This is a genomic window from Kordia sp. E, from assembly GCF_056033805.1.
Genome location: NZ_JBRASR010000003.1, coordinates 193,949 through 208,496, shown reverse-complemented (window position 1 = coordinate 208,496; position 14,548 = coordinate 193,949). Strand labels below are relative to the sequence as shown.

General features: G+C 33.0%; 11 protein-coding genes. 3 read left to right on the top strand and 8 right to left on the bottom strand.

Annotation, left to right across the window (positions count from 1 at the left end):
• Window positions 1–62: 62 nt before the first annotated feature.
• The 6 genes from secDF to ACUUYC_RS13970 form a co-directional block, all read right to left on the bottom strand.
• A complete protein-coding gene (gene secDF, locus ACUUYC_RS13995; protein ID WP_474266658.1) occupies window positions 63–3,149 on the bottom strand; it encodes a protein translocase subunit SecDF in 3,087 nt (1,028 codons plus the stop codon).
• 155 nt (window positions 3,150–3,304) lie between these two features.
• The gene (locus ACUUYC_RS13990; RefSeq protein WP_474266657.1) at window positions 3,305–3,937 is read right to left on the bottom strand and encodes a hypothetical protein; all 633 of its coding nucleotides are present in this window, start codon (window positions 3,935–3,937) and stop codon (window positions 3,305–3,307) included.
• Window positions 3,938–4,035: 98 nt separating this feature from the next.
• On the bottom strand, window positions 4,036–5,025 hold the full coding sequence (locus ACUUYC_RS13985; protein WP_474266656.1) for a SecDF P1 head subdomain-containing protein: 990 nt from the start codon (window positions 5,023–5,025) through the stop codon (window positions 4,036–4,038).
• Window positions 5,026–5,105: 80 nt separating this feature from the next.
• Window positions 5,106–5,759 carry a DUF4412 domain-containing protein gene (locus ACUUYC_RS13980; RefSeq protein ID WP_474266654.1) on the bottom strand — a complete coding sequence of 218 codons (654 nt, stop codon included), beginning with the start codon at window positions 5,757–5,759 and terminating at the stop codon, window positions 5,106–5,108.
• Between the two features lie 130 nt (window positions 5,760–5,889).
• Entirely contained in the window at window positions 5,890–6,816 is a 927-nt protein-coding gene (gene mdh / locus ACUUYC_RS13975) for a malate dehydrogenase (RefSeq protein ID WP_474266652.1), read from the bottom strand.
• A 98-nt stretch (window positions 6,817–6,914) separates the two neighbouring features.
• Window positions 6,915–7,961 (bottom strand): DUF6588 family protein, encoded by a 1,047-nt coding sequence (locus ACUUYC_RS13970; RefSeq protein ID WP_474266650.1) that lies wholly within the window; start codon window positions 7,959–7,961, stop codon window positions 6,915–6,917.
• A gap of 194 nt (window positions 7,962–8,155) precedes the next feature.
• Between ACUUYC_RS13970 and ACUUYC_RS13965 the strand changes: the two genes are divergently transcribed.
• Window positions 8,156–8,890: a T9SS type A sorting domain-containing protein gene (locus ACUUYC_RS13965; RefSeq protein ID WP_474266648.1), complete on the top strand. Its 735-nt coding sequence runs from the start codon at window positions 8,156–8,158 to the stop codon at window positions 8,888–8,890.
• Between the two features lie 196 nt (window positions 8,891–9,086).
• On the opposite strand, the gene ACUUYC_RS13960 is transcribed toward ACUUYC_RS13965, so the two are convergent.
• Window positions 9,087–10,028, bottom strand: coding sequence for a hypothetical protein (locus tag ACUUYC_RS13960; RefSeq protein ID WP_474266646.1), 942 nt, complete (start codon window positions 10,026–10,028; stop codon window positions 9,087–9,089).
• A 182-nt stretch (window positions 10,029–10,210) separates the two neighbouring features.
• Window positions 10,211–12,148: a DNA topoisomerase (ATP-hydrolyzing) subunit B gene (gyrB, locus tag ACUUYC_RS13955; protein ID WP_474266644.1), complete on the bottom strand. Its 1,938-nt coding sequence runs from the start codon at window positions 12,146–12,148 to the stop codon at window positions 10,211–10,213.
• A gap of 385 nt (window positions 12,149–12,533) precedes the next feature.
• On the opposite strand from gyrB, the gene ACUUYC_RS13950 reads away from it, so the two are divergent.
• Both ACUUYC_RS13950 and ACUUYC_RS13945 read left to right on the top strand, forming a co-directional pair.
• A complete protein-coding gene (locus ACUUYC_RS13950; protein ID WP_474266641.1) occupies window positions 12,534–13,550 on the top strand; it encodes a T9SS type A sorting domain-containing protein in 1,017 nt (338 codons plus the stop codon).
• Between the two features lie 133 nt (window positions 13,551–13,683).
• Window positions 13,684–14,454, top strand: a complete 771-nt coding sequence (locus ACUUYC_RS13945) for a hypothetical protein (protein WP_474266639.1) — start codon at window positions 13,684–13,686, stop codon at window positions 14,452–14,454.
• Window positions 14,455–14,548 lie beyond the last annotated feature (94 nt).

Here is a 14,548-nt window from a genome sequence, read left to right as displayed (position 1 = left end):
AACGCCACTCAAATGAGTGGCGTTTTTTTATGAATTACTATTGAGGATATAATCTATATTGATTATTTCTCAACTTCTTCTAATCCTTTGTTGATATCTCCTTTTTTGATAGTATCAAACATCACTGGAGTTGCAATAAACATAGATGAGTATGTACCTACAATTACACCAACAATTAAGGCAAACATAAATCCACGGATAGATTCTCCACCGAAGATAAAGATTGCTAATAATACAACTAACGTAGTTAACGATGTATTCAACGTTCTACTTAGTGTACTGTTTAATGCAGCGTTTACCACTTTACTAAACTTCCAGTCTGCACGCTCGTCCATAAATTCACGGATTCTATCAAATACAACCACCGTATCATTCAGCGAGTAACCAATTACAGTTAATATTGCCGCAATGAATGCTTGGTTGATTTCCATTGTAAATGGTACATATTTCCAAGCTAATGAGAAGATACCTAATACAATTAATACATCATGGAATACTGCAGTTACCGCTCCAAGCGAGAATTGCCATCTTCTGAATCGTAATAAGATGTATAAGAATACCACTACTAACGAACCTAATACTGCCCAGAAAGAGTTTTTCTTAATATCATCCGCAATTGTTGGTCCAACTTTGATCGATTGCATAATTCCTGCATCTTTATCGTCAGCTCCATCAACAAACTTTCCAAGATTCATATCTGCAGGTAAGAATGATTTTACTCCATCAAATAATTTCTGCTTGATTTCATCATCAACCTCTGTACCTGTTTCATCTACCTTATATTTTGTTGTAATCTTTAACTGGTTATCATCTCCAAATGTTTTTACTTCTGGCGAGTTTTCAGCTCCAAAAACAACAGTCAGTTTTTCTTTAACATCTTGTGGATTTACATCATTTATAAATCGTACTTGATACGAACGTCCTCCAACAAAATCAACACCTTGATTCAATTGGTTTCCAAAAATAATTGATCCTAAACCTACAAGTATAACAGCTCCTGAAATTACATACGCAATTTTACGTTTCTTCAAGAATTCAACATTCATGTTTCTGAACAAGTTTTTCGTTGCTCCAGTAGAGAATGCTAATGTATTTCCTTTTCCAATATACCAATCGATTAATAAACGAGTGATGAAAATTGCTGTAAATAATGATGTTGCAATACCAATTAATAATGTAGTTGCGAAACCTTTGATTGGTCCTGTTCCGAATAAGAATAAGATCAAGGCTGTTAAACCAGTTGTAATGTTTGCATCTAATATAGAAGACATGGCACCTTTCCAGCTAAATGCATGGTCGATTGCCTCTTTTAACGTTTTCCCTTTTGCTAGTTCTTCTCGAACACGCTCAAATAAAAGTACGTTGGCATCCACCGACATTCCTATAGTTAATACAATACCAGCAATTCCTGGTAATGTTAATACAGCTCCTAAATTTGCTAATACACCAAAGATTAATAGGATGTTGAATACTAAGGCAACATCTGCAAAAACACCTGCTCTACCATAGTAGAAAATCATCCAAACTAATACTAATACTAAAGCAATCATGAATGACATTAAACCACTATCAATTGCTTCTTGTCCTAATGATGGACCTACAATTTCTGATTGTAAGATATCTGCTGTTGCTGGTAATTTACCTGCACGTAATACGTTTGCTAAATCCTGCGCTTCTTCAATTGTGAATTGTCCAGAAATTTGAGAGTTTCCTCCAGAAATTTTTCCGTTCGTTACACTTGGAGCAGAGTATACAATGTTATCTAAAACAATTGCAATAAATCCGCCTTCTTTATGTACTTCTTCTGTTAACTTCTCCCATTGTTTTGCACCAATTCCGTTCATTTGCATGCTTACGTTGGCTTTTCCATCTTGTGCAAATCCTTGGTTCGCTGCGTCAATTACATCACCTTTCATTTGAGGTTCTGACTTCGAACCTTTTCTTTTTCCTTCTAAAACATATAATTCATATGTATTATTAGCATCTTTATCTTTACCATATGCAAAACTTACAGAGCGTAATTCTGCTGGTCTAACTTGCTTAATAACGTCGTTATTAAGTAACTTCATTACAGTATCCTTATCAGCTTCTTTTACTCTACCGATAATTCCTCCACCTTGAAACGTGAAGCTAATTCTGTCAAATAATGGATTTACAACATTTAAGCTATCTTCTTCTGTAGACGTTAACAAGTCTTCACTAGCATCTTGTGCATCTTCAGTAGCTGAAGCTTCTTCTGTTGATTCAGTTGATTCAGCATCATCTGCTACTGCTTCTTTCTTTTCCTTGTTTTGAGAAACATACTGAGGAAGTTCTTTTAACTTTTCATTTGCTGCTGCAAGGAATGTACTCAATTTAGAGTTGTCATTGTATGTTTTCCAGAATTCAAGTTCTGCAGTTGTTTGTACTAACTTTTCAATACGAATAACGTCTTTTGCTCCTGGTAATTCAATTAAGATACGTCCAGAAGTTCCTAAACGTTGAATGTTTGGTTGTGTAACTCCAAATTCATCAATACGCTTGTTTAATACTTCTTTTGCAGAAATAATAGACTCATTGATTTTTTGTCTGATGACACGCTTTACATCACTATCAGCTGTTTCAAATGATGGAATATCTTCTTGTAATGCTTGTGTAAAGAAAATATCTGGATCTGCTAATAATAATCCTTCTGGCTTTAATTCGTCAAACGCTCTAAAGAAAGACTCTACGTAATCTTCTTGTGCACTTGCCTGTAATACATCAGCTCTAGCTAACGCTTTGTTAAACGTTTCATTTTCCGTTTTATTTGCTAATCCTATTAAAATATCTTTTACAGATATTTGAAGAATTACGTTGATTCCTCCTTTAAGGTCTAACCCTTTGTTTAATTCTTTTTCTTTCGCTTCAGAATATGTAAACGATGTGAAACCATAACTAATTGGCTCACTCTTATCAATAGAATCTAGATACTGTTTTTCAACAGCCGATCTTCTTGATGAAGTTTCCTTTGTTTCAGATTCGCCTTGTGCTGGTTTTGGCACTTGTGCAACTGAATACGTTTTTGCCTCATTTTCAATTTTATTCGTGATAAACGTAAACGATAATTGGTAAATACTTACCAATCCGAATAAAATGGCAAACAATTTTATTAATCCTTTGTTCTGCATTATTCAATATTTTTGGTCAAATTTTTTAAAACGAGCAAATATATAATTTACCGTATAATTTGACAATTATTTTTTTCGTGATTTAATTGTGATTGTAACAGCCTTTTACACTAAAAGTAATGACTGCGATTAATTGAAATGAATTCAATTAAGTTTTAAGAATGTACTAATGAAGTAGGTCCTGCGCGAACATCAGGAATTTCGTATGAAATATTTTCTTTTAAAATCGTAGTATACGTTGATTCCGTATATGCTAGCGCAATTGTAGTTTTGAGTTCTCCCTTAAGGTATGAATTTGTATTCCCAAATGAATTTGGACTCGGCGCTTTGTCGTATTCTTTTTGTAATTCTAAAATATATTTTCCGTGCGTTCCAACATGCAGATTTGAATCTGTTTGTAATTCGTATACATCCAATTTGAATGTATCAACGTTTCCATAACCTTCAAACGTAAAAACTTTTTTATTCGTTGGAATTTCGTCGGATTCACCTTTTGAGGTGATTCCATTGGAAGAAAGTACTTTTTTGATGTCTGCAACAGCAGCTTCACTGTAATAAGCAATTTTTAAGATTCCATTTTCTTGTGCTCGAACCTGAATCTCTGTTATTCCTAATGCTTTTAATTCTTGTTTGATTGCTTGAATAACATCTAGTGTATCTTCAGCAACAATCTCTTGATCAACAAATTGAAGCTCTATTTGCTGATTTGGCACAAGAGTTTGCTCCTTGTAAAAACCAAGAAGTGTGATAAGAATAATTAAAGCACTAAAATACTTTTTTGCAAGCATGCGCCAAATATAAAAATAAAGACTACAAAAACGTAGCCTTTTGAGATTTAATTTCACTTTAATATCCTGAATATTATCACGCTAGTGTAAAACACGATCTATTTTTCAGATATTGTTTCTTCTGCTAACATCATTTTAGTGATTTTAACTTTTGGAATGGTTCCAGAACTAATAGCAATTGCCATTTCTTCAGCAGTTTCTTTTGAAAAACCTCCCGAAATTTGTGTCATTCCACCTGTAATTTTCCCACTATTTACAGATGGTGCACTGTAAATGAAGTCATCTATAGTAACAGCAATAAATCCTCTTTCATGATATACCTTTTCGGTAAGTCGTTCCCATGTAATTGCGCCTTCTTTATTCATTTTTAAATTCACTACATACCTTCCTGCTGCATATCCTCTTCCTACAGAAGCATCTATTATACAACTTCCGTCAAGTGGCGCTTCACCTGTTGAAGTAATATATACTACGTGTAATAAATATTCTTCTTCATTCTGAGATCTCCCCAATAAAAGTTTAACTCTTTTATTAAGACTTTTCACAAAAAAAGGCGTTTTATAAATAGCTGATGCTTCTAAACGCTCTTTATCTTCCTCTTTTACAAATCCAATCAATCCATCTTTCAAATTATTGGGAGCTATACTAACAACGTCAATAAATTCAGTAAAATCTTTGTTTTCAGAGGCTTTTTCTGTCACGTCACTTTCTAGTTCATCTTGTGAATCCGATTTGTAATTTTCAAATAAATAATCGAAAACTAGTTTTTTTTCTGTTACAACTTCAAAAAATTCTAATTTCCCAGCAACAACAAAATTTCTTTTAAGCGCTTTAGGATTTATAGTTCCTTGAAAGGTAAACGTAACTTTTTGTCCTTTTTCTTCAATAACAGTAACATTTGTTAATCCAACTGACATTAATCGATTCTGAATTTTTGTAATAGCTTCCTTCTTTTGACTTGCATTTAAATCTGTTTCTTCTATTTCAAATTCAATGATCATTTTTGGTCCATTTTCAAACATAGAACAAGATGATAGAAATAGCATACATACGATAAAAGAAGCTATTATATATTTGTATATTCTCATAAATTAAGTATTAGATTAAAAAATAAAGGCTGCAAATAATATAGTTGCAGCCTTAGTTATTTTATGTTTTGGTGCTTTTTTTACTGCTCTTCCATATTTTTATAGCCTTCTGGTGGTGTTGTCTCAAATAATTCTGTAGAAACTTTTTCTTCTTTAATCGAAGTTACTTCTGAAGTAATTTCCATATCTATTCCCATTTGATTCATTTTAGTGATTACATACAATGGAAAGCCTTTTATTTTATCCCCAAGTTCAGCAACTTGTTGTGATATAACAGGAATTTCTTCTGTTGTATATAACTCCATTTCTAGCATTACGCCTTTTTTATCAATAACAGCGATGTATTGTTCACACTCGTATCCTAAAACTTCCTTAGTCTTATCACCTTTTGTTACTTTTATATTTTTTAAATCTTCCTTAGTTATAAGGTCTTTTTTAAGCATATATAACTTTCCAAGTACAGGATTGTCCATTAATATCAACATTTCATTTTTTTCTGAGTTGATTACGGTAACAATATCTCCAGATGATGGATTTTTTATTTCAGCTCGAGAGTTTCTATTTTTAAAATAAGTAATAGATTCCATTGCACCAATTGCATCAAACTGAGCTTGTGCTTGCTCATTGTCCGTTGATATTGTTTGTTTTGCAATTATTTTACCTTCTGTAATTTTCTTTTGAGCGGAAACCGCTATACTAAATACTAAGGCTACAGCTAAAATTATTTTTTTCATGTTTTTCTTTTTATGTATTTCTTACAACATATGTACAATGCTGCATTGAAACGTTACAATAGTTGGTTAAATAAAAATCCTCATGACTATTTTATCATGAGGATTTTTTTATAAATTTTTATGTAGAATCTTATAATTCTAATAATCCGTTTGTTTTTGTTACACCGGCAGCACTTTCTGTTAAGTGTGCTTTTTCAGCATCGCTTAATTCGATTTCTACGATACTTTCAACTCCGTTTTTTCCTAAGATTACTGGAACACCAATACATAAGTCGTTTAATCCGTATTCACCATCTAATAAAACAGAACATGGGAACATTTTCTTTTGATCGCAAGCAATTGCTTGAACTAATCCTGAAACTGCTGCTCCTGGCGCATACCATGCTGAAGTTCCTAATAATTTAGTTAAAGTAGCTCCACCAACTTTCGTTGCTTGTTTTACCTCTTCTAAACGCTCTTCTGATAAAAATTCAGAAACTTTCACACTGTTACGTGTTGCGTGTGCAGTTAAAGGAACCATTCCTTTGTCACTGTGTCCACCAATTACCATTCCGTCAACATCAGAAATTGGCGCTCCTAATGCTTCTGCTAATCTATATTTGAAACGAGCACTATCTAAAGCTCCACCCATTCCAATGATTCTATTTTTTGGTAAACCTGTTGTTTTGTGAACTAAATACGTCATTGTATCCATTGGATTACTTACGACAATGATAATTGTGTTTGGAGAATGCTCAATTAAGCTTGCAGAAACCATTTTCACGATTCCAGCGTTGATTCCAATTAATTCTTCACGTGCCATTCCTGGCTTACGAGGGATTCCTGAAGTAATTACGCAGATATTACTTCCAGCTGTTTTAGAATAGTCATTTGTACTTCCTGTGATTTTTGTATCAAAACCATTTAAAGAAGCTGTTTGCATTAAATCCATTGCTTTTCCTTCAGCATATCCTTCTTTGATATCTAGTAAAACTACTTCTGAAGCAAAGTTTTTAATTGCAATATATTCTGCGCAACTAGCGCCAACTGCTCCTGCTCCTACAACTGTAACTTTCATATTATTCTATTTTTTTGATGTATTGTTTTCTAAGCCGCAAAGGTCACATTTTTTATACTGAAAAACAATGTTATTTTGAATTATTTACAGCAATACCGTTATCGAATACTTAGTGAAATACCAGCACTTAAGGTATTGAATTTCTGCAAAGTGTAATCGCCAAAGATTTTTATCGGACCAAGATTTAATCGTGCTCCAAGTGTTGTTCTAATTCCATTGGCTTCAAAGTCAAGATTTACAGGATTGGATACCGTTTCACTTACTGTAGAAACAGTATTTCCGCTACTATCTTGTACATCATATGTAAGGTCATAATCACCTTTTATATTGATTTCAGATTTTCCATTGTTGTATCCAAAACCTCCATATAAGGTTATAATTTTAAAGTCTAATGAACCTAATACTTGAATTGTCCATCCGTTCATTGTAAACTCGGCTTCTCCATCTTTTACAGCAACATTGTCAGATAAACTATCATCATTGATTGCATATGTTGCTTTTAATCGTGTAAATGCTCCAAGTATTGAAACACTTAATGGTAATTTGTCTATTGGACCAAAGTATTGTGTAAGATCATGCTGTAATCCTACTCCAATAAGACTAGCTTTAACATCGTCATCAAAACTTAGTTTAGGAACAAATCTTAATTTCACATCTGTTCTTGTTGGTAATCCTAATCCGACCTGAATCATTGGTGCTGGCGCAGCATTTATTGGAAAATCTTCTGCTATTCCTCCTGGCATTTCAAAACTTCCAACTTTAAAAGTGTTGGTTCCATCAATAGGAATACTAATATCAATTGTTGTTTCAGCACTATTTTCACTCATTACTGTTGGTAATGATGTTTCGCCATTTGCTGTTGTCAGAAATTCATAATCAGCAGGATTGAAGTTAAAATTCTGGTTTGAACTTGGAATGAAACTCAAATTTGCGGAGACAGTGACATCAAAACCAAATTTCTTGTGGGTTTTAGCTGTTGTATACCAACCTCCATTGATGCTATATAACAATCCTTTCATTAGTGGATTCATATAGTTTTCGGTAAGCTTACTAGCGTCATTTCCAGATAGTAAAAGACTTTCTAACTCTTGAGACTGTACTGTTGTTACACACAATAATACGAGTAGGGTACAAATTTTTTTCATGATTATTTCTTGTAGGTTAAGTTTATTTAGTTAAAAATAGCAAAAACACTCAGGAAAATCTACAGGAAATTGCCCCTTTTTCTTTTTTTTGTTCTTAGAAAACATTGAAAAGACACTTTACAAACTCATAAACACACATATACACCTTCAATCGAAAGCATATTTTTCATATATTTATGTAAAAAAATTACATCATGAAAAAAACTACACCCTTTTTGTACGCCTTACTATTCTTTATGTATGGATTTGCACAACAAGATTTACTTAACGATCAAAATAAGTGGATTTTACAACACATGGTTATTAACGGAACTACAATTAATATATCGCCAGCACCATTACCCATGTATAACCCAGGAATCCAATTTTCAGGAACTGATTCGAGTAATTATAATTTTAGCGCTGATGTAGCTGGTATTAATAGTGCTTTTGATTTAGCAGGACCGCTTGTCATCACTCCAACTTCGTTTACAATTCAGCAACCAAGTGTAACACTAGGAGATTGCGCTCCAAATTGTGTTCTTGAAAGCCAATATTTATCTACAATTATCTCAGGAAATTTCAATCCTTTAAGAACATTAGATTATGAAATTATTGACGAAGGGAATGGTAGAAAGAGGTTAACAATCACGACGCCAGAAGGAAACATTGCCGTTCACGGAAATTATATTTTATCCGTAAAGAAATTTGACAAAAAAAATATTACAATGTATCCAAATCCTGTACAAAAGAAATTGCATTTTGATTTTAAAGGAAATTCTGTAGAAAAAATGAATGTACTATCAATAGTAGGTGCAAGTATTTTTGAAACAACTATTTCTCCTCAAGAAAACTCCTTAGACTTATCATTTTTAAAGCCTGGAGTTTATTTTTTGAAAACAACCTATCAAGATGGAGATACAACTGTTTCTCGATTTATTAAAGAATGATTCATTTTTTCAAATCACTTTTGAACATATAAAAAAGCACCTCTTAAAAGAAACATTTTAACGGAACACGTTTTCAAGCTTTAACCATCATTAAACCTTGTATGGAATACAAAAAAAAGCAATTACGCACATATTACGTAATTGCTTTTAAACTTAGTTTTGAATAATAATTAACTTGAATACTATTCGAAATGAATTAATTCATAACATCTATTGGACCTGTCCAATCTGTACGTGTCCCGTCGTGACAAACAGCTCTCACATAAAAGTCGTATGAAAAACTTGTACTTAATGAATATACAGGCCATGACCCAAGTCCTGTATTAGAAACAGTTCCTGAAGTAACTGATACTCCATTTTGAACTACAGTATGCTCAAATAATGTTGATCCATTATAATCCCACTGAAAAAGTATTCCAATAGTAGAACCATTATTGAATTCAACTTGTTGATTTATATTTGTTGGCGGAATACAAAGATTGTAATCAGTACTAGCAAAAAAGCTTACAGGACCGACCCAAGAACTGAAACCTAAGTTATTTTCACAATTAGCACGCACATAAAAATCGTATGCATTTCCTTGTGACATAACAGCTCCATCAAAATTAGTTTGATTAGTAGTTTCAATTTCTCCATCTCCTATATTAAAACCTTCTAAGCCATATTGAACTTGATAATATGATGAGTTATTATCAAATGAATCGTCCCAATACATTGTACCATTACTAACAGATAAGTCTCTAGGGCTTTTACAAAACTGTTCAACAGTCAACACAAATGGTCCATACCATTGTGTTATTTGACTATTTGCGCATTGTGCCCTGATGTAAAAACTTAAGGTTTCATCACTATCAAGTAAGAAGAAATCATTTAATTCTCTTGAATCTGATGAAGTTTCTGTGGAAGCGAAATTAAAAGGAAATGTATAATTACCTTGTACCTGACCAATATCAGAACTCCTTCCAAAACCAATCTCATAGAAATTAAAACTTTGGTCACCAGTCCAAGTAAAGTTTAATGTTCCTGAATTTTGTGAAACATTAATAAGCGAAACTGTTCCGCAAGAAACTTGTTCATCTCCATCTTCTCCACAACTGAAGACCAACAAGGCTAATAATAGATAAATAGTGTTTTTCATTTTTTTTAAATAGTTTTTATGCATCAAAATTACAATTAAACTCTTTATAAAAAATATTTTATTCTCACTTAATTATAAGCTGTTTACTTACAGATAAATACATCTATTATTATATTTAAAAATCATAAAAAAACCTGCATATTATTACATACACAGGTTCATTTTTATTTATTATTTGGAGTTTATGCATCAATGTTTGCATACACAGCGTTCTTTTCGATAAATTCTCTACGAGGTGGTACTTCATCTCCCATTAGCATTGAGAATACTCTGTCTGCTTCTCCTCCATTATCAATCACTACTTTACGTAATGTTCTAAAATCTGGATTCATAGTCGTGTCCCAAAGTTGTTCTGCGTTCATTTCCCCAAGACCTTTGTATCGTTGGATTCCTGCTCCTTGACCAAATTCTTCTACAATTGCATCACGCTCTTCATCATTCCAAGCATATCTACGTTTTGCTCCTTTTTTCACTAAGTATAGTGGCGGTGCTGCAATGTATATATGTCCGTTTTCAATCAATTCTTTCATGTAGCGGAAGAAGAATGTTAAGATTAAAGTTGCAATATGCGATCCATCGACATCGGCATCACACATAATTACTACTTTATGATATCTTAGTTTTGAAAGGTTTAATGCTTTACTATCTTCTTCAGTTCCGATGGTAACACCTAAAGCTGTAAAGATATTTTTGATTTCTTCATTTTCAAAAACCTTGTGTTGCATTGCTTTCTCTACATTAAGAATTTTACCTCTTAATGGTAAGATTGCTTGAAACATACGATCACGTCCTTGTTTTGCAGTTCCACCTGCCGAATCTCCCTCGACAAGGAATACTTCACATTTTGCAGGATCTTGCTCAGAGCAGTCACTTAGTTTCCCAGGCAAACCTCCAATACTCATCACTGTTTTACGCTGAACCATTTCACGCGCTTTTTGTGCAGCATGACGTGCTTGTGCAGCTAAAACAACTTTTTGTACGATAGTTTTGGCATCATCTGGATGTTCTTCCAAATAATCTGTCAACATTTCAGATACTGCCTGACTTACAGATGCAGATACTTCACGGTTACCAAGTTTTGTTTTAGTTTGTCCTTCGAATTGTGGTTCTTGAACTTTTACAGAAATAATTGCCGTTAATCCTTCACGGAAATCATCACCAGAAACGTCAAACTTTAATTTGTCTAACATTCCAGATCCTTCCGCATATTTTTTCAGCGTATGCGTTAAACCTCTTCTAAATCCAGATAAGTGTGTTCCACCTTCGTGTGTATTAATATTGTTTACATACGAATGTAAGTTTTCAGAATACGAAGTATTATATGTCATTGCAACCTCAACAGGAATTCCGTTTTTCTCGCCTTCAAAGGCAATAACATCGGCAATAATTTGCTCACGATTTCCGTCTAAGTATTTGATAAACTCTTTTAATCCTTCTGTAGAATGAAAAGTTTCTCCTATATATTCTCCTTTTTCATCTTTGTTACGCTTGTCTGTAAGTGTGATTGTAATTCCTTTATTAAGGTATGACAGTTCGCGCAAACGACTTGCTAGTGTATCATAGTTATATTCTAACGTTTGTGTAAAGATAGAAGCATCAGGTTTGAATGTTACTGCTGTACCTCTTTTATCAGATTCACCAATAGCTTTTACAGGATACATAGGTTTCCCGCGTTCGTATTCTTGTTCCCAAACTTTTCCATCTCTAAAAACAGTCGCTCGTAAGTGATCAGATAGTGCGTTTACACAACTTACACCAACTCCGTGTAATCCACCTGATACTTTATAAGAATCTTTATCGAATTTACCACCAGCACCAATTTTCGTCATTACAACTTCTAGCGCGGATACACCTTCTTTCTCATGAATTCCGACAGGAATACCACGACCATTATCTTCTGTAGTGATCGAATTATCTTCATTAATGACTACACTAATCGTATCACAATGACCTGCTAATGCTTCATCAATAGAGTTATCGACAACTTCATATACTAAGTGATGTAAACCTCTAGTTCCGACATCTCCAATATACATGGAAGGACGCATACGTACATGCTCCATTCCTTCTAATGCTTGTATACTGGAAGCGGAATATTGATTTTTCTTTTCTTCGCTCATAAATGTTATTCTTAATTTTTATAATTTTAGAACAGCTTACAGCGTTCTGATTTCTTATTATTAATACAGACAAATATAAGGTTTCATAAATTCATTTTTAAACACTTTTAAGCCGCTTTTCAAATAGTTATTAACATTTAACCCTTTTAAAGAAAACTGCTTAGAATGGCTTAAAATAGCCTTAGACAGATTTTTAAGTTGTTTTTTTATTTAGGTCTGACAGCGATTTTAAAAACATTCCGTAGAAGTGATATTTTGACATTTTAATCCTACAGTAAAACACCTATAATACACTTGAAAAGCTAAAAAAATACATTTTTTAACTTTGTGCTCTTTCGTTTTTAGTAGATTTGTTATACTAACGACTATTATTAAACATTTAGCTATGAAAATAAAATTACTTTTACTTACATTACTTTTTAGTACTGTAACTTTTTCACAAACAATTTCATCGTTCAATAGTGATCCAAATACTGATTTTACTATTCTCGATTCTTCTACACCAATTGACCAGACACCAACAGGTGCTAATGCCGTTTGGGATTTTACTGGACCAATGTTTTTAGGAACAAATATTGACACCTATGCAGCTCCAACTGCAGCACAATTAACTACATACCCTGGAACTACTGAAGTTCTTTCTATCACTTCGCAAGGCGGCACACCTACAGTAAGTGAATTTTTCTTGAGAGAAGATGGAACAGGAAATTATATTACAGGTGTTTCGCAAGGAGATATCGTTTTAAATTATAGTACGGCTAATGGTTTTGTTGGATTGTTTCCATTAAACTTTGGTGCAAATAATTCAGGAACTGTTTCAGGCACATTTACGTATCAAGGCACAAGCGGAACTTTTACCGGAACATTAACTGCTACTGTTGATGCGTATGGAACATTAACTATGAATGACCTACTTTGCTGTGGAGGTTACTCAGCGAATGTAACACGTTTGCGCATTGATCAAACTTTGAGTTTTAGTATTCCTCCTATCTTTAACAATATAGGAACGCTGACACAAACTACGTATTATTATTATGATGATACTGCCGATAATTTAGCGTATAGATATAATAATGCACATATTCTTTCTGCTTTTTTAGGGATTGATCAAACTATCGAAACATACGAACGTAATACTGCTATAACTCTTTCTAGAAATACTGTTGAAGCTTCAAACTTTAACTTGTATCCAAACCCTGCAAAAGATTTTATTACGATTGATTCAGAAGAGAACCAAGTTATTAAAAACATTACAATTGTTGATGTACAGGGAAGACAAGTTTTTACACAAAACGGAGACATCGCAAGAATTTCAGTATCAAGTTTACAGAAAGGAATGTACTTTGTAACGCTTGAAACAGAAACTGGCGGCATAACTACAAAGAAGTTTATGAAACAGTAATTGTTTACTTTATAAAAAAATAAAAACGCTCAGAGTTATTATAGAAACTCTGAGCGTTTTTTTATGACTCTCATTTAAACTATGCTAGTAGTTATGGAATAGTGTTTGATAAGTATCTATGAAACCGACTATTATGAAAAAACTACTCTTTCTACTTACTTTCTTACTAAGCTTTCAATCTACTTTTGCAGATTGCACATCTTCTGGAATGCAGTTTTATCCGATGCAAGAAAAGATAAATCGTAATGCAATGTTTATTATTCAAGGATATGCAATGAGTATTGAAACTATTAAAACATTTAAGAACCGAAAAGTGTATTTAAAAAGTGAATCTGGCGAGCTTGTTGAATTGAAATTACAAGAGATTTTATATAGCTCGATGAATTTAGCGCAAGCTATTTTTATTCCATCAAAAACATTACAACCTAACACGAAGTATTTTTTGAAGTACGAGCATCAAACTGATAAAGAAACGAGAGACATGCAATCTCGATTTTACGGTGACAAAAAACCTTTGTATTGGATCACAAGTACCGAAGAATATGGTAAAACATTTTCAACGCCAGTTTCTGCTACATACAAAAATTCAAATGTAGAATATTATGGTTGTGGACCAGAAGCGCATGCTGCCTTTGATTTAAAGAATGATCCAAGCAAAAAAACTTGGTATAGAACTGAACTCCTTGATGTTTCTACAAATACTAAAAGCGTATACTATATTCAATCATATAATAATAAAATTAGCGTTGGTCACGGTATGTGTTCTGGAGCATTCAGTTTTAATGGTAAAGGAATGTATAAGGTACGTTTTACACCTATAAATTCTGATGGAAAAGCCGCTACAGCTACAAATTGGGTTACTTTTAAAAGTCCTTTTTCGGGAGATATAGTAAAAGGTTTTTAATAGAAGTAATTCCTTCATTATTTGAAATATAAAAAATCATTAAAATTAACCTTAAAAGCTTGAATTAGTTAGGAGTCCATATTATATTTGCGTT